Raw genomic sequence first — 17,366 nt, 5'->3', positions numbered from 1 at the left:
CCCAAGCCCCCAATGCCGTTCAGCCTGCAGTGCTACGCGATCTCCAGCCCGGCGATATCGACTGGGTCATCCGCAGTCACGGCGAGCTCTATGCGAGTGAATACGGGTTCGACGTGTCCTTCAAAGCGCTGGTAGCCGACATCGCCGCAGAATTCGTCACATCATGCGATGCCACGCGCGAACGCTGCTGGATCGCTGATATGGATGGCGCGCCCGTCGGCTCGCTGTTTCTCGTGAAGGCATCCGACGAGGTCGCCAAGTTTCGGCTCTTGCTGATCGATCCCAAGGCGCGCGGACAAAAGCTCGGCCAACGCATGGTGATGGAATCCATCGCCTTTGCGCGGCAATGCGGCTATCGCAGGATCACGCTGTGGACCCAGAGCAATCTTGGCGCTGCGCGAAAAATCTATCAGGATGCCGGCTTCGCGCTGGTCGCCACCGAGCCGCATCGCAGTTTCGGGCAGGATTTGATCGGAGAGACCTGGGAGCTCGTGATCTAGACCGACGCGCCCTTCGCCTTCGGGCGCCGCAGATGCTCATCCAGCCGCGGCATGATCTCCACGAAATTGCAGGGCCGGGTGCGGTAATCCAGTTGCGCGGCAAGGATGCCGTCCCAGCCATCGCGGCAAGCGCCGGGCGAACCCGGCAGGCAGAAGATAAATGTCGCGCCGGCGGTGCCAGCTGTCGCGCGGCTCTGAATCGTCGAGGTACCGATCTTGGCGTGGCTCAGCATGTGAAACGCAATCGAGAAACCATCCATCCGCTTCTCGAACAAAGGCTCGATGGCTTCCGGCGTGACATCGCGGCCGGTGAACCCCGTGCCGCCGGTCGTGATGATCGCGTCGACGCCGGGATCGGCAATCCATGCGCGCACGATCTTACGGATCGCTTCGACATCGTCCGTGACGATCTCGCGCTTCGCCAGCGTGTGACCGGCCGATGTCAGCCGATCGGCCAGTGTCGCGCCGGACTTGTCGTCATCGAGCGACCGCGTGTCGGAAATCGTCAACACCGCGATGTTGAGCGGCACGAAGTCTTTCGTCACATCGGTCGATGTCATCACAGCCGATCCGTCGCAAATGTGTTGCAGGCCTGCACGGTGCCCTGCTGATAGCCGGTCATGAACCAGCGCTTGCGCTGTTCGGCAGAGCCGTGGGTGAAAGAATCCGGCACCACGCGGCCCTGTGCCTGACGTTGCAGCGTGTCGTCGCCGATGGCGGACGCGGTCTGCAACGCGGCATCGATGTCACCGGCTTCGAGGAAACCGGGCCGCTTCTTCGATTCGCGATTGACCCAAACACCGGACAGACAATCGGCCTGCAGTTCGACGCGAACCTGCAGCAGATTGGCCTCAGCCTTGCTGCCCGCCTGCTGCTGCAGCCGTGTCACGCGCGGAATGATGCCGAGCAGGTTCTGGATGTGATGGCCCGCTTCATGCGCGATGATATAGGCCGCGGTAAATTTGCAGGCATTGCCCGAGCAACCGCGAAATTTGGTTTCGACCTGACGGAAGAAGCCGGTGTCGAGATAGATCTTCTTGTCGGGCGGACAGTAGAACGGCCCCATCGCCGACTGCGCATTGCCGCAGCGGCCGCCATTGGTGGCATTGCGAAACAGCACGATCTGCGGCCCGGTATATTTCTGCCCGCTCTCCTTGAAGATCTCGTCCCAGCGATCGTCGATCTCGCCGAGCACGCCGGAGATCATGCTGCCCATCTCGTCAGAGGGTGCGCCTGATTTCGTCGGCGTCGAGCGCCGATCGGTCTGATAGGTCGGTGCCTGCTGCCCGCCCGTGAGAATTTCTGCACCGCCGATCAGGATGCGCGGATCGATACCGAACGCCCAGCCAACGAGGCCAAGCACGATCACCGTGCCTATGCCGAGACCGCCGCCGCCACCGGGAATACCGAAACCGCCGCCCCCGCCACCACTGTCGTCACGACGGTCATCGATATTGTCGCTGCGACGGAAGTCATCGTAACGCATGGGGCAATTCCTTCATTTCAATTCGCAGCATTTTAGACGAGTTACAGACGATCCCGCACACATAACGCAGTTGCGGCGCAAAATTTCCATTGCATTAAGCATTACCCTGCCCGGCAAAACTTGCCTAGTTCGAACTCGTTATCAATTAAGTCGATTTTTACTTTGCGCGGTCAATGTCTGGCTGTCGGTTGTTTAGTCCCGCGTCGCCGACAGCGTCGCCTGAGTCAGAGTAATTGAGTCATGGTTGTTTCGCGTCGCGGGGCGTCTGCAAGGGCGCCCCGCTCTCACTTCGAAACCTCTCCCAGCAGCCGCATCGTCATTGGCGATTGCGTCGCAGAGATGTCAAAACTCCCCGCAGCGTCGGTCGATCTGGTGTTCGCAGATCCGCCGTACAATCTGCAGCTGAAGGGCGATCTCAAGCGCCCCGATGAATCCCATGTCGATGCGGTGAATAATGACTGGGACAAGTTCTCGTCGTTCGCCGCATATGACGACTTCACGCGCGCGTGGCTGCTGGCCGCACGCCGTATCATGAAGCCGTCGGCGACCTTGTGGGTGATCGGCTCGTATCACAACATTTTCCGCGTCGGCGCGATCATGCAGGACCTCGGCTTCTGGGTCCTGAACGATATCGTGTGGCGCAAGTCCAACCCGATGCCGAATTTCCGCGGCCGTCGTTTCACCAATGCGCATGAGACCATGATCTGGGCTGCGCGCGACGAGAACGCCAAGGGCTACACGTTCAATTACGAAGCCCTCAAGGCCGCCAATGAAGACGTGCAGGCGCGTTCCGACTGGCTGATCCCGCTCTGCACCGGCGACGAACGCCTGAAGGGCTCGGACGGCAAGAAGGTTCACCCCACGCAGAAGCCGGAAGGCCTGCTGGCCCGCGTGCTGCTGTCATCGTCGAAACCCGGCGATCTCGTCATCGATCCGTTCAACGGCACCGGCACCACCGGCGCCGTCGCCAAGCGCCTCGGTCGCAATTACATCGGCTTCGAGCGTGACCGCGAATACGCTGCCGCTGCCGAAGCGCGCATCGCTGCGATCGAACCGCTGCCAGAGGCAACGCTTGCGCCGTTCATGACCGCCCGCAGCGCGCCCCGCGTGGCGTTCTCCGAACTGGTCGAGCGTGGCATGATCTCGCCCGGCACCAAGCTGGTCGATCTCAAGAAGCGTCATGGCGCACTGGTGCGCGCCGACGGTGCCATCATGTTCGGCGACAAGGTCGGCTCGATCCATCGCATGGGCGCGATGGCTCAGGGTTCGGCCTCCTGCAATGGCTGGACGTTCTGGCACGTCGAGACCAAGAAGGGCCTGCGCCTGATCGACGAACTGCGCGCAGAAATTCGTAGCGAGATGGGCGCGGTCTAGACGCCCCGCTCATGCTACCCGCCGGACGCACGCGCCCGGCCTTCACCAAAACGTCGCTTGCACTCTTCCTGAATTCAAAGCACGAGACGACGGTCCGCGCCCGCGGTCCTCGCCTCGCGCTTTGACGTATAAAATCCAGGGAGATTTGAGATGCTGAAGTTTTACTTCAACGGGTCGCCGAACCCGACCAAGGTTGCGCTGTTTCTGGAAGAAGCCGGCCTGCCCTATGAGCCCATCGCCATCGACACCCGCACGGGCGCGCAGTTCAATCAGGACTTCCTCAAGGTCAATCCGAACGGCAAGGTGCCGGCGATCGACGATGACGGCGTCAAGGTGTTCGACAGCAACGCCATCCTGCTCTATCTCGCCGAGAAGACCGGCAAATTCCTGCCGCCGGCCGCGCAGCGCGGCGAGCTGTTGTCATGGCTGATGTTCGTTGCCACCGGCATCGGTCCGTTTTTCGGCCAGGCCGTGCACTTCAAGCATTTCGCCCCGGAGAAGATCGATTACGCGCATAACCGCTACCAATTCGAGGCCAAACGCCATCTCGGCGTGCTCAATGACCGCCTGGCGGGACGGCAATATATGGTCGGCGACAGCTACACGATCGTGGACATGGATGTCTGGGGCTGGGTGAGGATGACCAACTTCATCCTGGGCGACGAGGGCTTCGCCCAGTTCCCCAATGTGAAGCGCCTGCATGACGAGATCTCGGCACGCCCCGCCGCGGTGAAGGCTGTCGCGTTGAAGGACCAATTCAAGTTCAAGGCCGAGATGGACGACGAAGCCCGCGCCGCCATGTTCAAGCATCTCGCCACCAGCGCAGCCTGATCACGAACCATCCGACGAATGCCGGGCGCAACACTGCGCCCGGCATTTTTGTGTCAGGCAGGCACGCGTGCCATTTCTTTGGGAAACGGCCCCAGTACCCGCTCGACCAATGCAGTGTCGCAATATTCTTTGATCATGGTGATCTTACCGTTCTCGACGCGCCACACCATGCAGTAGTCGTTGTCGTAACGATCGCCGGTCTTGGTGACGTTGTCGCCCTTGGCCTCGACCACCACCAGATTGCCTTCCGCAATGAAGTTGGAAGCGACCGTGCGCGGTCGAATGGCGAATAGCGACCTGAAATGCCCCATGAGGCCATTGAGGATCGCATCCTTCCCCTTGAACGTACGTCCCCAGGAATACTGGCCGACGACGATCCAGCACGCGTCATCGGCGAGATGATCGGCGAAAGTCGTGCCGCTGCGGTTGGCTGAATCGCTGTAGACCTGCTGGATAAGTTTCTTGTTGTCTGCCGTGCTCATTGTTCTGCTCCATCGCTTGAACGATGACGCAGTATCGGTGGAAGAATCCCCATTCTCCCAATCGATAGTCTGTATGATATATATTCACCCCATGAATTTGGCAGCGCTCGATCTCAACCTGCTGGTCGCGCTCGATGCATTGCTGCGCGAGAGCAATGTCGGCCGCGCCGCGATGCGGATTGGCCTGTCGCAGCCGGCGACCAGTCATGCGTTGCGCCGGCTGCGCGACATTCTCGGCGATCCGCTGCTGGTGCGTGTCGGCGCCCGTATGGAGCTGACACCGCGCGCGCAGGCCATGCGCGGTCCACTCGCCCAGACGCTCGAACAGGTGCGTGGACTGTTCATTCCGGATGTCTTCGATGCCAGCCTGAGCGACCGGCACTTTCGGCTGATGATGCCGGATCTGGCCGTCGAACTGCTGATGCCGCCGCTGATGAAGAAGCTCGACAACATTGCGCCAGGCGTGAGGATCAACGTCGTGCCATGGCGCGGTCCGGCAATCATGACGGCGGAATTCGCCCGCAGCCTCGACATGGTGATCAGCATCGGCAATGCTTTCAACGGCTTCCATCGCCAGTTGCTCTATGTCGATTCCGACGCCCTTGCCGTCCGCAAGGGCCATCCGGCAGCGGCGCGCCTGAAGACGACCGAGGGATTTCTCAAAGCCCGCCATATCGCCGTGGTGCTCCGAGGCCAGAGCAAAGATCTGATCGACGACTGGCTGCGCAGCAAGAAACTGGAGCGGCAGATCGCCCTCGTCGTGCCGAGCTACATTGAGGCGCTGCACGTTGCGGCACGGACCGATCTCGTGGCCTTCGTGCCGCGACGCCTGATTGCCGCATTGGCACAGCCACTATCGCTCACGACAATTGCGCCGCCATTCGATCCCGGCATCGACGAACAGTTCATGTTCACGCCGACACGCGCGCAATTCGATTCCGGATCGATCTGGCTCCGCAAGATCATGCTGGAAACCGGCCGTGAACTCGATCCACCGAAGCGCCGCACGGCCTGACACAGTGCGCCTAGGTCAATTTTGCCGGCAAAGCTTGCCGGGAGGCAACGCCTGATAGCAACCACAAATACTCAAATGCTTATGATGTCTGAATATTTCTAATGGCCTGATTTTTGCGTAGTGGGTCGCAAACATCTCACAGCAAGAGAAATTCAGATGTCGAACTCCATTATCTCCAGCATGCAGTCCTTCAAGCTTCCGACCAGACTGCAGCCATCCGACAAGGCCGAGAGCGGCCTCGGCAATGCAACAGCGATAGCAAAATCGCCGGAAGAGAAATTCCTGGACTACGCGAAAAAGACGCCAGCAGAAAAAATGCGCGACGCGCTGCTGTCGAGCATCGGCGTAACGGAAGAAGAATTGAACAACATGTCGCCGGAGCAACGCCGGGAGGTCGAGCAGAAGATTGCCGACAAGATCAAGGAAACCGTGAACAAGAAGACCGAGAATGGCGGCAGCGCTAGCGGTTTCTTCACCGATATCAGCGCCTAGCAGTCGCGCGCTTCACCGCCAAAGGAATTGGCGCCGCAACGGCGCCAATTCCGGATCAATCGAAATGAGCGGACGCGATCAGCGCGCGGCAGCCTGACGTACCAGATTTTGCCGGGCGTCGCCGAGATAGCTGCGGATTTCCTTGGTCAGCAATCCCGACTGCGACGACAGATCGCCCGATGCCACCATGGTCGATGTCGCGAGCTGCTCGGTGTCCTTGGCGGTCGTTGCCAGCTGCTGGATGTTGGTCGAAATCTCGCGCACCACGGCGAAGGCCTCATCAATATTGCGCGCGATATCGGCCGTTGCCGCCGACTGCGCTTCCGAAGCACTCGCGACCTTGCCGGTGATCTCGTTCACTTCCGCAATCACGGTGCCGATCTCAGTGATCGATGAGGAGACCTTGTCGGTCGCCGACTGAACCTGGCCGATTTCCTTCTCGATCTCGGCGGTAAAGTTGGCGGTCTGCGTCGCCAGCGCCTTCACTTCATGCGCCACCACGGCAAAGCCACGGCCGGCATCGCCTGCGCGTGCCGCTTCGATCGTCGCGTTCAGCGCCAGCAGATTGGTCTGGCTGGCGATCACGTTGATCGACGTCACGACTTCGCTGATGCGTACGGCGACAGCGCGAAGCACGTCGACGTTGCTGGCTGCATCGGCGACGCGTTCGACGGCGCGGCCGGCAATCGCGGCCGAGCGATTGACGTCGGCGCCGACTTCGCTGGCACTGGACGACAGTCGCGCTGTGGCCGAAGCCACTGACTGCATGTTGGCGGACGCCTGTTCGGATGCCGCCGCCACCGACGTCACGCGGGTCAATGTCGAGGATGCACCGGTCCGCAGATTGCCTGCTGTGCTGCTCATCTCGACCGCACCGCTGTCGAGTGCGGACACGATGCCGCCCACGGTGGATTCGAGCTGGCTGGTCTGGCGCTCGAAATTCCGGATGCGGTCGGCGATGTTGTCTGTCGCAGCATTCATCGCTTTCGCGCCGTGCAGCAGGCCGCCATGCAATCCGCCCGGCAGGATGCGCCGGTAATATTTGTTGTCGTTGAGCGCTGCCATCGCCGCGGTGGATTCGCGCACGAAGGCATCGCAGCCGTCGATCATGTCATTGACGCTGTGCAGCAGCTCGCCGGTCACACCGCGCACCGGGATTTCAAGGATACGCGCCTCGAAGTCGCCCTGTGCGATGCGCTGGCAGGCGATCCGTGCCTTTTCGATCAGGCGTGCCGTCTTGCCCATCAGGATAAGCGCGACGATCGCTGCCGCGATCGCAACGGCCTGACAGACCATGGCAGCGAGCGAGAGGCCGAAGAACTGAAGCACCAAAGCAAGCGCAGAGCCGGCGATGACGACGAGCGTGCTAAGCTGCGCTCTTGAGAGAAAACATAAGTTCGTCATAGCTGACCTTCTGGGATGTAACGAAATCGGTAAGAGCCTTGTAACCGGCAGCAAGGGAGTCCTTGCCGTTCACGTGCCGCTTCTCGATGGCCAAGACTTCGGCATAGAGCGGCGCGATGGTCTTCTTGATGAGATCCGGCGCAGGCACACGCCGATTGGAATGATAGCCGACGACCTTGCCGTCTAGACCATAGGACGGCGTGACATGGGCGAAGACCCAGTAGTGATCGCCATTGCTCGCCATGTTCTTCACAAAGGCGAAAATCTCGCGGCGTTCCTCGACGGTGTCCCAGAGCAACTTGAAGACGCTGCGCGGCATATCGGGATGACGGATCAGGCTATGCGGCTGGCCGAGCAACTCGGCTTCGGTATAACCGGCCATCTTGCAGAACAGGCGGTTCACATAGGTCATGCGACCCTTGAGATCCGTCTTGGATACGATGAGCTCCGATGCCGGAAAGAAAGTCTCGCGGCCGCTCGGCTTAATTTGGTTGGACATCATTGACCTGCCGGTGACCGATTCACCCAAAAAGTAGTGCCACCGGTATTAGGGAACGCGGCTGAATTTTGCGTTAAGGTTCCATCCACCATGAATTCGGCGCCAGTGGACGATCCGGACGCGTTTTTCCGTGGCGATCGTCCCAGTTGCCGCCATCGCCTCTCCCGTGCCATGACCTCGATCAAATCGAGGGGGAGGCAACAAAATGACCGTTCTCATTGCAGGCGGCGGAATTGGCGGACTGACGCTCGCGCTCAGCCTGCACCAGATCGGCGTGCCGTGCCGCGTGTTCGAAAGCGTGCCGGCGCTCAGGCCGCTTGGTGTCGGCATCAATGTGCTGCCGCATGCGGTGCGCGAGCTGATCGAGCTCGGCCTGCATGACCAGCTCGACGCATCCGGCGTACGCACCCGCGAGCTCGCCTTCTTCTCAAAACACGGCAAGCCGATCTGGAGCGAACCGCGCGGCATCGAGGCCGGCTACAAATGGCCGCAGTTCTCGATCCATCGCGGCAGGCTGCAGCAGATCCTGCTCGACACCGCCATCGAACGCCTCGGCGCCGAGAACATCCTCACCAGCCATCATCTGACCGGCTGGACCGAAACGCCGGACGGCGTCCGCGCCGATTTCATCGACAAGGTCACCGGCAAATCCGCCGGCAGCTATGACGGCACGTTGTTGATTGCCGCCGATGGTATCCATTCGGCGATCCGGCAGAAGCTCTATCCGCAGGAAGGCGCGCCGCTCTGGAACGGCCGCATTCTGTGGCGCGGTATCACCAAGGGCGATGCGTTCCTGACCGGCCGCACCATGATCATGGCCGGCCACGAGATCCTGAAATTCGTCTGCTACCCGATTTCGCAAGAGCCGGATGCCAACGGCAAGTACGACATCAACTGGGTGGCCGAACGGCACATGCCGCCAACCTATGAGTGGCGCCGCGAGGACTACAACCGCACGGCGCGGCTCGAGGAATTCCTGCCCTGGTTCAAGGACTGGAGATTCGACTGGCTCGATGTACCCAGCCTGATCAGCAACTGCCCGCACGCTTACGAATATCCGCTGGTCGACCGCGACCCGGTTGATCGCTGGACCTTCGGCCGCGTGACGCTGATGGGAGACGCCGCGCATCCGATGTATCCGATCGGCTCCAATGGCGCTTCGCAGGCCATTCTCGATGCGCGCGTACTGACGCGTGAGATTCTTGCGCTTGGTGAAGTGCCGGCCGCGCTCGAAGCCTATGAGGCCGAGCGACGCCCCGCGACCACTGACCTTGTGATGTTGAACCGCCGCAACGGACCGGAACAGGTCATGCAGATCGTCGAGGAGCGCGCGCCTGAGGGCTTCAACGTCGTCACCGACGTGCTGTCGCAGCAGGAACTCGAAGACATCGCCGCCAATTACAAGCGCGTCGCCGGATTTCAGGTTGAGGGCCTAAATGCAAAACCGCCGATCGTATTGATGCCGCGATCGTCACAGCTTTCCAGCGCGGGCTGATGCAGCTCGCGCGCTGTCGCGCATTCAAGCGCCTGGATTCAAACTTCAATCCAGTCCATGCGCGATGACCTTGCGCATGACATTCGGCAAGGCTTCATCATCCAATGTTGCGATCGGGACCCACCGCATACCCTCCGGGGGGCGGGTGCGGGGCGGGACATGCGCCGTATAGACGGCAAGCTCCAGCGGGAAGTGTGTGAAGATATGGGTGACCGCGCCCGTTTTGCGATGCCACGCCGTCAAATTTTTCAGGGTCGGCGCCTGCTTCAAGGCGTCCTTGTCGTCGTGACCGGCGAGCCATTCCGATGACGGCACTTCGGTCATATTCCCAAGCAATCCCTTTTCCGGGCGGGTGCGCACCAGGAGTTCGTTGCCGCGCGTGACCACGAACGCCGCGCCGCGGCGCAGAGTGCCTGCCTTCTTCGGCAGTTTGCGCGGAAACGTCTCCTGATCGCCGCGGGTCCTGGCGGCGCAATCGTCATTGATGGGGCACAGCGCGCAGGCGGGTTTTTTGGGCGTGCAGATGGTGGAGCCGAGATCCATCAGCGCCTGGGCGCTGTCGCCGGCCCGCGAGGGACCAAGCAGCGTCGCGGCCAGCCCCACGATGACAGGCTTGGATTTCGGCAGCGGTTCTTCCACCGCATAGAGCCGCGAAGTGACGCGCTCGATATTGCCGTCCACCGGCATGCATTGCCGGCCGAAGGCAATCGCGGCGATGGCCGATGCCGTATAGGGCCCGATGCCCGGCAGCGCGCGCAGACCGTCTTCGGTATCCGGAAAGACCCCGCCATGGTCGCGCAGCACGGTGACGGCGCAGGCGTGAAGATTGCGCGCGCGGGAGTAATAGCCAAGCCCGGCCCACATCCGCAGCACATCGTCCTGCGAGGCGCTGCCGAGATCGCTCACGGTGGGCCAGCGCGCCAGGAACTTGGCGAAATACGGCCCCACCGCCTGAACCGTGGTCTGCTGCAGCATGATTTCCGACAGCCAGACCCGATAGGGATCGATACCCTCGCCCGGCAATGGCCGCCACGGTAACCTGCGGCGATGCTTGTCATACCAGGCGAGCAATTGGGCCGGCCGCTTGGCGGCGGCGCTTTCCCCGCTATCCCGTGCGGAAGGTTTCTTTCGTCGGGTGGCGGCGGCTGATAGACTCATGCCGACCATGTATCCAAAACGCCCGACCATGAACAAGCCCGGCTATATCTCGGCGAAACCGCTCTCCGTCCTGCTCGGCGGGGTGTTTGCCGATGCCTATGCCAAACAGGGCTTTGCCTCGCGCGAGCTGGTGACGCGCTGGGCCGAGATCGCCGGCCAGCAGGTGGCGAATTTCTCGGAGCCGCTGAAGATCCAGTGGCCACGCCCTGTGGAAGGCCAGCCGCAGGAGCCGGCGACGCTTATCCTGCGCGTCGAGGGGCCGATGGCGCTGGAGATCCAGCATTCGTCGGATGCGATCCTGCAGCGGGTGAATCGCTTTTTCGGCTGGAATGCGGTCGGCAAGATCGCGCTGCGCCAGGCGCCGCTGTCACGGCCGCAGCCTCGCCGCACCGTGAAGCCGCCGGATGCCAAGGCCATCGCCCAGGTTGCGGAAACGCTGCCCGAGGTCGAGGACGACGCCTTGCGCGAGGCGCTGGCGCGGCTCGGCGCCTCGATCAAGCGAAGTTGAGGCTTTCCAGCTCGCCCGGAACCGGCGCGTGCTTGCCACATTTGTGGTTTCAAGTTAGCGAAGCGAACCTTGTCCCGGCGTCCGCCGCCGCTTTGGAGCATTCCTTTGATCATCACGCGCCGTGACTTCACCGCCGCCCTTGCCCTCACCGGCGCCGCAGCAGCCATCGGCCTGTCGCCGCTGCAGCTGATCTCCGAGGCATTCGCGCAGAACGCCGTCGACGTCGCCAAGCCGGTATCGCTGCCCGACATGGCGCTCGGCCCGAAGGATGCTGCCGTCACCGTCACCGAATATGCCTCGATGACCTGCCCGCATTGCGCGGCCTTCACCGAGCAGGTGTTCCCGAAGATCAAGGAAGCCTTCATCGACACCAACAAGATCCGCTTCGTGTTCCGCGAATTCCCGCTCGACATCAAGGCCGCCGCCGGCTCGATGCTGGCGCGCTGCATTGCCAAGGAAGATTCGGGCAAGTACTTCGCCGTCATCGATATGCTGTTCAAGCAGCAGAACGACTGGGTGATGAAGGATACCGCCGCGACCCTGACCCGCATCGGCAAGCAGGCCGGCCTCAGCCAGCAGGCCGTGGAAGAATGCCTGAAGGACAAGGCGCTGCTCGACAAGATCGCCGCCGACCAGAAATACGCCAATGAAGTGCTGAAGGTGAACTCGACACCGACCTTCTTCATCAATGGCGAGATGCTGAAGGGCGAGCAGTCGTTCGAGGAATTCTCCAAGAAGATCACCCCGCTGCTGAAGAGCTGAGGTCTTCTTGTCCCTCCCCCGTTTTTGCGCGGGGAGGGATTCCTGAACGCCCGAGCCCTTTCATGACCCCGACCTTCCTCAACTACGCCGCCCTCGGCTGCGCCATCGTGCTGGAGACCATCGGCACGGCGCTGCTGGCGCAGTCGCAGCAGTTCACGAAGCTCTGGCCGACGTTCGGCATGGCCGTCTGCTACATCCTGTCGCTCTATTTCCTGTCCCACGCGCTGAAGGTGATGCCGGTCGGCATCGCCTATGCGATCTGGAGCGGGCTCGGCATCGTGTTGATTTCGGCGGTGAGCTATTTTGCATTCCGGCAGGCGCTCGATCTCGCCGCCATCATCGGCATCGGCTTCATCCTGACCGGCGTGGTCATCGTCAACGCGTTCTCCGCCAGCGCGTCGCATTAGCGCGCTGCCGCGCCATCGTGTTCTCCGATTCTTCGCTTCAAACAGCCAAGCTCTCGTAGTCTCGCGGCGCTTGCGCGTCCGAGGTGTGAGCAATCCCCCTCCTGAAACATGAGGGGTGGCGGCGCGCCATCAGGCGCAAAGGGTGGTGTGTGTCGCGATCCGCTCCACCGGAACGCCGGCAAGCTGCAACCGCGCAACGCCTTGAGGGCGCGCCACCGCGACGTCTTTTTAGCTGAGGGACCGTTCTTCCGGGTAAAGGGCAGAGCTCCGCACTCCGCTTATCCCGACGATTTCGCGCCGTTCACCAATACCACGTCCAGCCAGCATGAGTGGCAGAGCCCCGTAGTGGGCCCGGACGGTGACCCCAAGCCTCCCGAGTGTGCGGGGTACGTCACCCCACACCCGCAGGCGCCGCATCCTGTCCCACCTCAAGACGCCTCATGAAGCGCCCCTCGCGAACCGGATAAGATTTGATTATAATCTTATAGGAAAACTGTCAAGTGCCCGCGGACGTTTTTTCGATACCGGATGCAACTGAAACCGCGCTCATGCGTTCATGTAGTTCACCCAAAAGAATAGTTCAGTTCCCCTCGTCCAACCCGATGAGACTTGCCCCATGCCGACACGCGCCAGCCACCTGCCGCATTATGTCGAGCGCACCGCGCTTCAGAAATTGCGCGATACGCCGGGCCTGCTTGCGCCGCATTTGATGCCTGCCGGGCCGAAGACCCTGTCCAAGATGGTCGAAAAGACCTGGATCGCGCTCCAGGCCGGCTCGCCGGTGCGTTATTGCATCACGCCCGAAGGCGAAGCCGCGCTGAAGGCCAAAATCCCGATGCCGCGCAGCGCACAGACTCACGCCCGCTGACATCCTGCGACAGCAGACCTGCGACAGCAGTCCGGCGATAGCAGCCCGGCGGCAGCCGCGCCACGCGCCTGCCGGATCTTAACGGATGACGCGCTTGCGGATTAACCCTGATTCCAAGTGTAAACGCGCGTTAAGGAACGTTTAAGCGCCATCTCCGCATTCTCGTCCCATTAGCGTGAGGGGCATATCATGTTTGAAAATTTCATCTGCGAGATCATCGGCCTGGCATTTCTCGGCCTCTGCATCGCCGTGCTCGGCGCACCGCAGCAGCGTCGTCCGAATGGATATGCGCGGGACGTGTAGTTCCGCTCAGTAGCTCCACCATTGAAGCTCCTGCGACTTAGAGATAGCGATAAGTTAGAGAGGCGTGGTGCCGCCTTTCTTCAGAAGCTTAGCTGCAACGCGAAATAGATCCGGCATATCCAGGCGGCCATCTTTTCTGCGGGACATAACTCCAATATTTTTCATTGCGCCATATAACTCTTTCTCGTCAGCGGCCGTCTTTCCCACCACAAATGGAGGAAGATACCCGTTATCGGTTGCGTCCTGCATTACGGTTTCGGACGCAAGGCTCTCCGAGACAGGGGACCGCGCTAGTCGAGGCGACCCAAAGTATCCATGCCTCGCTCCGGGCGGACCGGGGCTCGACCACGCAATGATTCAAATCGTGAGCGAGCGTCAGATGCTGCCACCAGGCCCCCGTGCGAAATGTTGAGATCCATCAAGTTCATAGTTGCCAGCTAATCCAGTGGTTTGGCTTTTATCGCCTTGGTCACCCAAGGCGGTCTCATTGATATGCTCTCCCAGGACTCGCGTGATGACCTTATCGAAATTGAGGGGGTCGGCACCGTTGACTTGTATCAAGGACCATCCGTCCCGGCGCAAGCACTCGCCGATCTCCCTTGAGATATTGGCCTGCTTCAAGCCCCTGTCCACGCCGAGTTCGAACAGGAGGACTTCGATGAGCGGCTGGTGCGCATGCCGATCCGTAAGACGGCGGCGCAACGTTTCCTGCGGCGCATCGAGCTGGACAAGCAGGTCCGGTCGCGGCAGGAACGCTAGGCAGTCACGAACCACGTCAATGCTTGGAGTTCGCGCCAGCAAAACCAGCGCACACAATGCCTGGATCAGGCCTTCTTCAAAAATGAAGTAACCTTCCGATTCCTGCGCTTTACGCCAAGATTCGCACAGTAGAGCGATGTCGACCTTCATGCGCCATGACCATGTGCGGCTTCGTAGCGGGATTGATGCTAGAAGCCGCGCCGCGACACCGTCCTTCGGCAGGGTCGATAGCAAGACAGGACCGGAGGTGGCAATCTTTCTGCCAATACGCCCAATGCGATGGCGCGTCTCCGGGCCGTCATCCTGGGCCGACGCATATTCAATCAGGCGATAACCGTTCACTGTCTTCAGGTTGATGCCTTCTTGCGCCAGCCCCCGGCAGAGGCCGCGAAGAAGTGTGGTCTTGCCTGCACCAGGCGGCCCAAATAACTCGATGATCATGGTGGAATGCCCAGCGCCTCGGAACAAGCTGTCATTTACCTGCAGGTCAGAGCTTAGCCGGATTACAAACCACACCAACGTTCATTTGAATGACTGTTCGGATCCGCGGACTGCCGCCCGTCGACTAGTCGGATCACGCCTGCCGCTCTTGGTAGGCTATCCTCTACTTACACTTCCCTTCCTTCCCCCCTGCTCCTGCTCCTGCTCCTGCTCCTGCTCCTGCTCCTCCTGCTCCTCCCTCGTTGGTATCTGGCATGAGGATGCATGCTAGAGAAATCTGACCTATGCTTTGATTGGACTCCCCGACACCACCGAAATTCGAATTTATTCTGAGTTTCTCAATCTTTTCTCAGACGCGAAGTGCCTGCAAATAGGCGACTTCTCGCGTTGGCCTCGGCATAATTCGGAATTAATCGGATTTATCGCCGTGAAGAAACGCCCGCACATCAGTGGCTTCTCGTATTTGCGAGCAATAATTAAAATGCTCTTTATAGGGGTGCGCAGTGAGTTTGCCGCTGTCCGAGAAAGTAACCGATTGCTCAGGCTGTGGCGCGGGGCAGGCAGTTGCCGGCGTCGTCAGTCCCTCATGGAAGCGCTATGCGGCCGCGGCGGTCGCCCGGATAACTGTCGAGTTGAATTAGGGCACGGACTCATTAGCGCGGAGCCAAATGCGGATTGATGCGAGCTTGATGAAGGCTAGGTAGTTGGCCGCAAGTTTGTCGTATCGGGTCGCGACACGCCGACATTGCTTGATCTTGTTGAAGAACCTTTCGATCAAGTTTCGTGCGCGATACAGGTACGGGCTGAAGCAGATCGGGTCTTTGCGATTTCGTTTCGGCGGGATGTTCGCCCATGCTCCTTGCTGGCGGGCAAGCTCCCTGATCCAATCCGCGTCATATCCACGATCCGCGAGTAACATCGTTTGTGGGAGCATCGCGCTGAGGAGGACCGAACAAAGCCGATTGTCGTGGGCCTCACCGGGCGTGAGGGCGAGATGGACTGGTAGCCCGTTGGTGTCTACGACCGCGTGAATCTTGCATGTCAGGCCGCCTCGCGACCGCCCCATATCCTGCTGATTGTTGTCCGCGATACAGGCTCCGTGCTGGTGCACGCGCACAATGGAGGTATCGATCATCTGCACCGCCGCGTCATGACCGGCGGCCAGCGCGTCCATGATCTGATCCCAGACGCCAGCCCGCCGCCACCGAACGAAGCGATTGTAACAAGTGGTGCGGGGGCCGTACGTCTCTGGCAGGTCGCGCCATGGCGCACCCGAACGGAGGACCCAAAAGATCCCGTTGAGCACGCGCCGGTCGTTCACACGCGGAATGCCGCGCGGCTTGTTCGGCAGGAACGGCTTGATTGCCGCCCATTCATAATCGGTTAGTTCGTAGCGCATGATTTGAGGCTCCGGTTTGGGCGCTTGAATCACGTCCAAACCGATGCCTTCAACCGGCAAACCCGAACATCCCGCACTTCCGAGATTAACCGCGAACCGGACAAGCCGTCGACTTGCCAAAATCGACGCGATTGACCCACAACAGACATCTCAGGTGCGGGACAAGCGCCGAATGCGTTCGGCCCTGACAGAACAGGTTCCAGTTTTACCCGGGCTAAGACCGATCCGATATGGCCTTGACCGACCCCCATCCCGAACGGCCAGGCCTCGTTGGCCTTCCCGAGCGATCATCGCTCCGTTCCGGCATCGTGCGAATGCATGAAGACGTCGTCCCGACATCGAGGTTAGCGTCGGCGGACTCGAGGGACATATCCTTATGCTCAACGGAGACACGCTCAGCTATCGCGCGAGCCACCAGTCGGTTGATGTCGTTGCCGACTACGTCAGCACCTTCGAGGTAGGCCATTGCGCGGCATTGTGGCGGGACGTCGAACAGCCCTTGCTCGAAAGCATTCTGCGCCGGCTCGGAGGGCCACAGCGAACAAGCCTCGACTTCGCCTGCGGAACCGGACGCATTGCGAAGGTCGCCGCTCGGTTGTTCGGCTCGGTTGTCGGGGTCGATGTGTCAGAAGCGATGCTTTCGGCAGCTTCGGTGCCAGACAACGTGACGCTGCTATGCGTCGACGTCACCAAGGTTCCTCTCGAACAGACATTTGACGTTGCCACCGCATTTCGGTTCTTCTTGAATGCAGAAGACACGCTTAGGCGCGACGCATTGCGGGCGATCTATCGGCATCTTCGCAACGACGGCGTATTGGTGTGCAATATCCAGCTCAATGCAACGTCACCCATCGGGTCGTTCAGTCGTGTCCTGAACTGGGCATATCCGAGCAGACCTCGAAACACCCTGACTTTGTATCAATTTTCAAGCCTGCTGTCGGATGAGGGATTTGAGGTCGTGGAGAGCACGTATTACGGCTATCTCCCGCGACCGGGCCGGTTGTTTCCACATCTCTGCGAGGCGCTGATCGAGCCATTCGAAAAGGCGTGCCGGAGGCTCAAGGTGCCGGGATTATTGGCGGAGAGTTTTATTGTCGCGGCGCGAAAGCGGGAACGCCTGTTTCCTCAGGTGCAGGACCCTCGGCGAATCGTGCAGGCACCAACAACCTCTTGAGGTTCGGGA

At 60.7% G+C, this 17,366-nt stretch carries 19 protein-coding genes and 1 pseudogene; 11 read left to right on the top strand and 9 right to left on the bottom strand.

The annotated features are described in order from the left end of the window. Positions 1-23: 23 nt before the first annotated feature. Positions 24-500, top strand: a pseudogene (locus tag A4A58_RS14665) (GNAT family N-acetyltransferase); the annotation flags it as partial. On the opposite strand, the gene moaB reads toward A4A58_RS14665, so the two are convergent. Next, complete coding sequence (moaB, locus tag A4A58_RS14660; protein ID WP_068733226.1) at positions 497-1,060, bottom strand: molybdenum cofactor biosynthesis protein B; 564 nt, start codon at positions 1,058-1,060, stop codon at positions 497-499. The pseudogene A4A58_RS14665 and the gene moaB sit on opposite strands and share 4 nt — an antisense overlap. Next, positions 1,060-1,986 (bottom strand): KPN_02809 family neutral zinc metallopeptidase, encoded by a 927-nt coding sequence (gene ypfJ, locus A4A58_RS14655; protein WP_068733224.1) that lies wholly within the window; start codon positions 1,984-1,986, stop codon positions 1,060-1,062. Before ypfJ ends, moaB begins: the two co-directional genes overlap by 1 nt. Positions 1,987-2,226: 240 nt before the next feature. Between ypfJ and A4A58_RS14650 the strand changes: the two genes are divergently transcribed. Together A4A58_RS14650 and A4A58_RS14645 are read left to right on the top strand one after the other, a co-directional pair. After that, the gene (locus A4A58_RS14650) at positions 2,227-3,360 is read left to right on the top strand and encodes a site-specific DNA-methyltransferase (RefSeq protein ID WP_068733222.1); all 1,134 of its coding nucleotides are present in this window, start codon (positions 2,227-2,229) and stop codon (positions 3,358-3,360) included. A 150-nt stretch (positions 3,361-3,510) separates the two neighbouring features. Then, a complete protein-coding gene (locus A4A58_RS14645) occupies positions 3,511-4,191 on the top strand; it encodes a glutathione S-transferase family protein (protein WP_068733220.1) in 681 nt (226 codons plus the stop codon). Positions 4,192-4,244: 53 nt separating this feature from the next. Here the strand turns inward: A4A58_RS14645 and A4A58_RS14640 are convergent, their stop codons facing one another. Continuing rightward, the gene (locus tag A4A58_RS14640) at positions 4,245-4,673 is read right to left on the bottom strand and encodes a nuclear transport factor 2 family protein (protein WP_068733218.1); all 429 of its coding nucleotides are present in this window, start codon (positions 4,671-4,673) and stop codon (positions 4,245-4,247) included. A 91-nt stretch (positions 4,674-4,764) separates the two neighbouring features. On the opposite strand from A4A58_RS14640, the gene A4A58_RS14635 reads away from it, so the two are divergent. Together A4A58_RS14635 and A4A58_RS14630 are read left to right on the top strand one after the other, a co-directional pair. Continuing rightward, positions 4,765-5,688, top strand: coding sequence for a LysR family transcriptional regulator (locus tag A4A58_RS14635; RefSeq protein WP_068733216.1), 924 nt, complete (start codon positions 4,765-4,767; stop codon positions 5,686-5,688). A gap of 156 nt (positions 5,689-5,844) precedes the next feature. Continuing rightward, positions 5,845-6,180 (top strand): hypothetical protein, encoded by a 336-nt coding sequence (locus tag A4A58_RS14630; RefSeq protein WP_068733214.1) that lies wholly within the window; start codon positions 5,845-5,847, stop codon positions 6,178-6,180. A gap of 78 nt (positions 6,181-6,258) precedes the next feature. On the opposite strand, the gene A4A58_RS14625 is transcribed toward A4A58_RS14630, so the two are convergent. Both A4A58_RS14625 and A4A58_RS14620 read right to left on the bottom strand, forming a co-directional pair. After that, positions 6,259-7,584 carry a methyl-accepting chemotaxis protein gene (locus A4A58_RS14625; protein WP_068733212.1) on the bottom strand — a complete coding sequence of 442 codons (1,326 nt, stop codon included), beginning with the start codon at positions 7,582-7,584 and terminating at the stop codon, positions 6,259-6,261. Beyond that, on the bottom strand, positions 7,547-8,083 hold the full coding sequence (locus A4A58_RS14620) for a PAS domain-containing protein (RefSeq protein WP_068733744.1): 537 nt from the start codon (positions 8,081-8,083) through the stop codon (positions 7,547-7,549). The genes A4A58_RS14625 and A4A58_RS14620 overlap by 38 nt, the downstream gene beginning before the upstream one ends. Positions 8,084-8,288: 205 nt before the next feature. Between A4A58_RS14620 and A4A58_RS14615 the strand changes: the two genes are divergently transcribed. Continuing rightward, positions 8,289-9,578 (top strand): flavin-dependent oxidoreductase, encoded by a 1,290-nt coding sequence (locus A4A58_RS14615; protein WP_068733210.1) that lies wholly within the window; start codon positions 8,289-8,291, stop codon positions 9,576-9,578. A gap of 45 nt (positions 9,579-9,623) precedes the next feature. On the opposite strand, the gene mutY is transcribed toward A4A58_RS14615, so the two are convergent. After that, the gene (gene mutY / locus A4A58_RS14610; RefSeq protein WP_068733208.1) at positions 9,624-10,736 is read right to left on the bottom strand and encodes an A/G-specific adenine glycosylase; all 1,113 of its coding nucleotides are present in this window, start codon (positions 10,734-10,736) and stop codon (positions 9,624-9,626) included. Between the two features lie 28 nt (positions 10,737-10,764). On the opposite strand from mutY, the gene A4A58_RS14605 reads away from it, so the two are divergent. From A4A58_RS14605 to A4A58_RS14590, 4 genes are all read left to right on the top strand, one after another. Further along, positions 10,765-11,244: a DUF721 domain-containing protein gene (locus A4A58_RS14605; RefSeq protein ID WP_068733742.1), complete on the top strand. Its 480-nt coding sequence runs from the start codon at positions 10,765-10,767 to the stop codon at positions 11,242-11,244. A 105-nt stretch (positions 11,245-11,349) separates the two neighbouring features. Then, positions 11,350-12,006: a DsbA family protein gene (locus tag A4A58_RS14600; RefSeq protein WP_068733206.1), complete on the top strand. Its 657-nt coding sequence runs from the start codon at positions 11,350-11,352 to the stop codon at positions 12,004-12,006. 62 nt (positions 12,007-12,068) lie between these two features. Next, the gene (locus A4A58_RS14595) at positions 12,069-12,413 is read left to right on the top strand and encodes a DMT family transporter (protein ID WP_068733204.1); all 345 of its coding nucleotides are present in this window, start codon (positions 12,069-12,071) and stop codon (positions 12,411-12,413) included. A 616-nt stretch (positions 12,414-13,029) separates the two neighbouring features. Next, positions 13,030-13,281: a hypothetical protein gene (locus A4A58_RS14590; RefSeq protein WP_068733202.1), complete on the top strand. Its 252-nt coding sequence runs from the start codon at positions 13,030-13,032 to the stop codon at positions 13,279-13,281. A 357-nt stretch (positions 13,282-13,638) separates the two neighbouring features. Here the strand turns inward: A4A58_RS14590 and A4A58_RS14585 are convergent, their stop codons facing one another. The 3 genes from A4A58_RS14585 to A4A58_RS29670 all read right to left on the bottom strand — a co-directional run bounded on the left by A4A58_RS14585 (position 13,639) and on the right by A4A58_RS29670 (position 16,183). Then, positions 13,639-13,833: a hypothetical protein gene (locus A4A58_RS14585; RefSeq protein WP_068733200.1), complete on the bottom strand. Its 195-nt coding sequence runs from the start codon at positions 13,831-13,833 to the stop codon at positions 13,639-13,641. A 126-nt stretch (positions 13,834-13,959) separates the two neighbouring features. After that, complete coding sequence (locus A4A58_RS14580; RefSeq protein ID WP_244499768.1) at positions 13,960-14,784, bottom strand: sulfate adenylyltransferase; 825 nt, start codon at positions 14,782-14,784, stop codon at positions 13,960-13,962. Between the two features lie 637 nt (positions 14,785-15,421). Continuing rightward, positions 15,422-16,183 (bottom strand): IS5 family transposase, encoded by a 762-nt coding sequence (locus A4A58_RS29670; RefSeq protein ID WP_081421890.1) that lies wholly within the window; start codon positions 16,181-16,183, stop codon positions 15,422-15,424. Between the two features lie 376 nt (positions 16,184-16,559). Here A4A58_RS29670 and A4A58_RS14565 point away from each other — a divergent pair, with 376 nt between their 5' ends. Further along, positions 16,560-17,357: a class I SAM-dependent methyltransferase gene (locus A4A58_RS14565; RefSeq protein ID WP_081421869.1), complete on the top strand. Its 798-nt coding sequence runs from the start codon at positions 16,560-16,562 to the stop codon at positions 17,355-17,357. Positions 17,358-17,366 lie beyond the last annotated feature (9 nt).

The sequence above is a fragment of the Tardiphaga robiniae genome, from assembly GCF_001618955.1.
In the GTDB taxonomy this organism is placed as follows: domain Bacteria; phylum Pseudomonadota; class Alphaproteobacteria; order Rhizobiales; family Xanthobacteraceae; genus Tardiphaga; species Tardiphaga robiniae_A.
This window is presented reverse-complemented; position numbering and strand designations above follow the sequence as displayed.

What these genes read in the sequence shown, in the direction of transcription:
- moaB (WP_068733226.1), bottom strand. Translation starts at nt 1,060, where the DNA reads ATGACATCGACCGATGTGACGAAAGACTTCGTGCCGCTCAACATCGCG.
- ypfJ (WP_068733224.1), bottom strand. Translation starts at nt 1,986, where the DNA reads ATGCGTTACGATGACTTCCGTCGCAGCGACAATATCGATGACCGTCGT.
- A4A58_RS14650 (WP_068733222.1), top strand. Translation starts at nt 2,227, where the DNA reads ATGGTTGTTTCGCGTCGCGGGGCGTCTGCAAGGGCGCCCCGCTCTCAC.
- A4A58_RS14645 (WP_068733220.1), top strand. Translation starts at nt 3,511, where the DNA reads ATGCTGAAGTTTTACTTCAACGGGTCGCCGAACCCGACCAAGGTTGCG.
- A4A58_RS14640 (WP_068733218.1), bottom strand. Translation starts at nt 4,673, where the DNA reads ATGAGCACGGCAGACAACAAGAAACTTATCCAGCAGGTCTACAGCGAT.
- A4A58_RS14635 (WP_068733216.1), top strand. Translation starts at nt 4,765, where the DNA reads ATGAATTTGGCAGCGCTCGATCTCAACCTGCTGGTCGCGCTCGATGCA.
- A4A58_RS14630 (WP_068733214.1), top strand. Translation starts at nt 5,845, where the DNA reads ATGTCGAACTCCATTATCTCCAGCATGCAGTCCTTCAAGCTTCCGACC.
- A4A58_RS14625 (WP_068733212.1), bottom strand. Translation starts at nt 7,584, where the DNA reads ATGACGAACTTATGTTTTCTCTCAAGAGCGCAGCTTAGCACGCTCGTC.
- A4A58_RS14620 (WP_068733744.1), bottom strand. Translation starts at nt 8,083, where the DNA reads ATGTCCAACCAAATTAAGCCGAGCGGCCGCGAGACTTTCTTTCCGGCA.
- A4A58_RS14615 (WP_068733210.1), top strand. Translation starts at nt 8,289, where the DNA reads ATGACCGTTCTCATTGCAGGCGGCGGAATTGGCGGACTGACGCTCGCG.
- mutY (WP_068733208.1), bottom strand. Translation starts at nt 10,736, where the DNA reads ATGAGTCTATCAGCCGCCGCCACCCGACGAAAGAAACCTTCCGCACGG.
- A4A58_RS14605 (WP_068733742.1), top strand. Translation starts at nt 10,765, where the DNA reads ATGAACAAGCCCGGCTATATCTCGGCGAAACCGCTCTCCGTCCTGCTC.
- A4A58_RS14595 (WP_068733204.1), top strand. Translation starts at nt 12,069, where the DNA reads ATGACCCCGACCTTCCTCAACTACGCCGCCCTCGGCTGCGCCATCGTG.
- A4A58_RS14590 (WP_068733202.1), top strand. Translation starts at nt 13,030, where the DNA reads ATGCCGACACGCGCCAGCCACCTGCCGCATTATGTCGAGCGCACCGCG.
- A4A58_RS14585 (WP_068733200.1), bottom strand. Translation starts at nt 13,833, where the DNA reads ATGCAGGACGCAACCGATAACGGGTATCTTCCTCCATTTGTGGTGGGA.
- A4A58_RS14580 (WP_244499768.1), bottom strand. Translation starts at nt 14,784, where the DNA reads ATGATCATCGAGTTATTTGGGCCGCCTGGTGCAGGCAAGACCACACTT.
- A4A58_RS29670 (WP_081421890.1), bottom strand. Translation starts at nt 16,183, where the DNA reads ATGCGCTACGAACTAACCGATTATGAATGGGCGGCAATCAAGCCGTTC.
- A4A58_RS14565 (WP_081421869.1), top strand. Translation starts at nt 16,560, where the DNA reads ATGCTCAACGGAGACACGCTCAGCTATCGCGCGAGCCACCAGTCGGTT.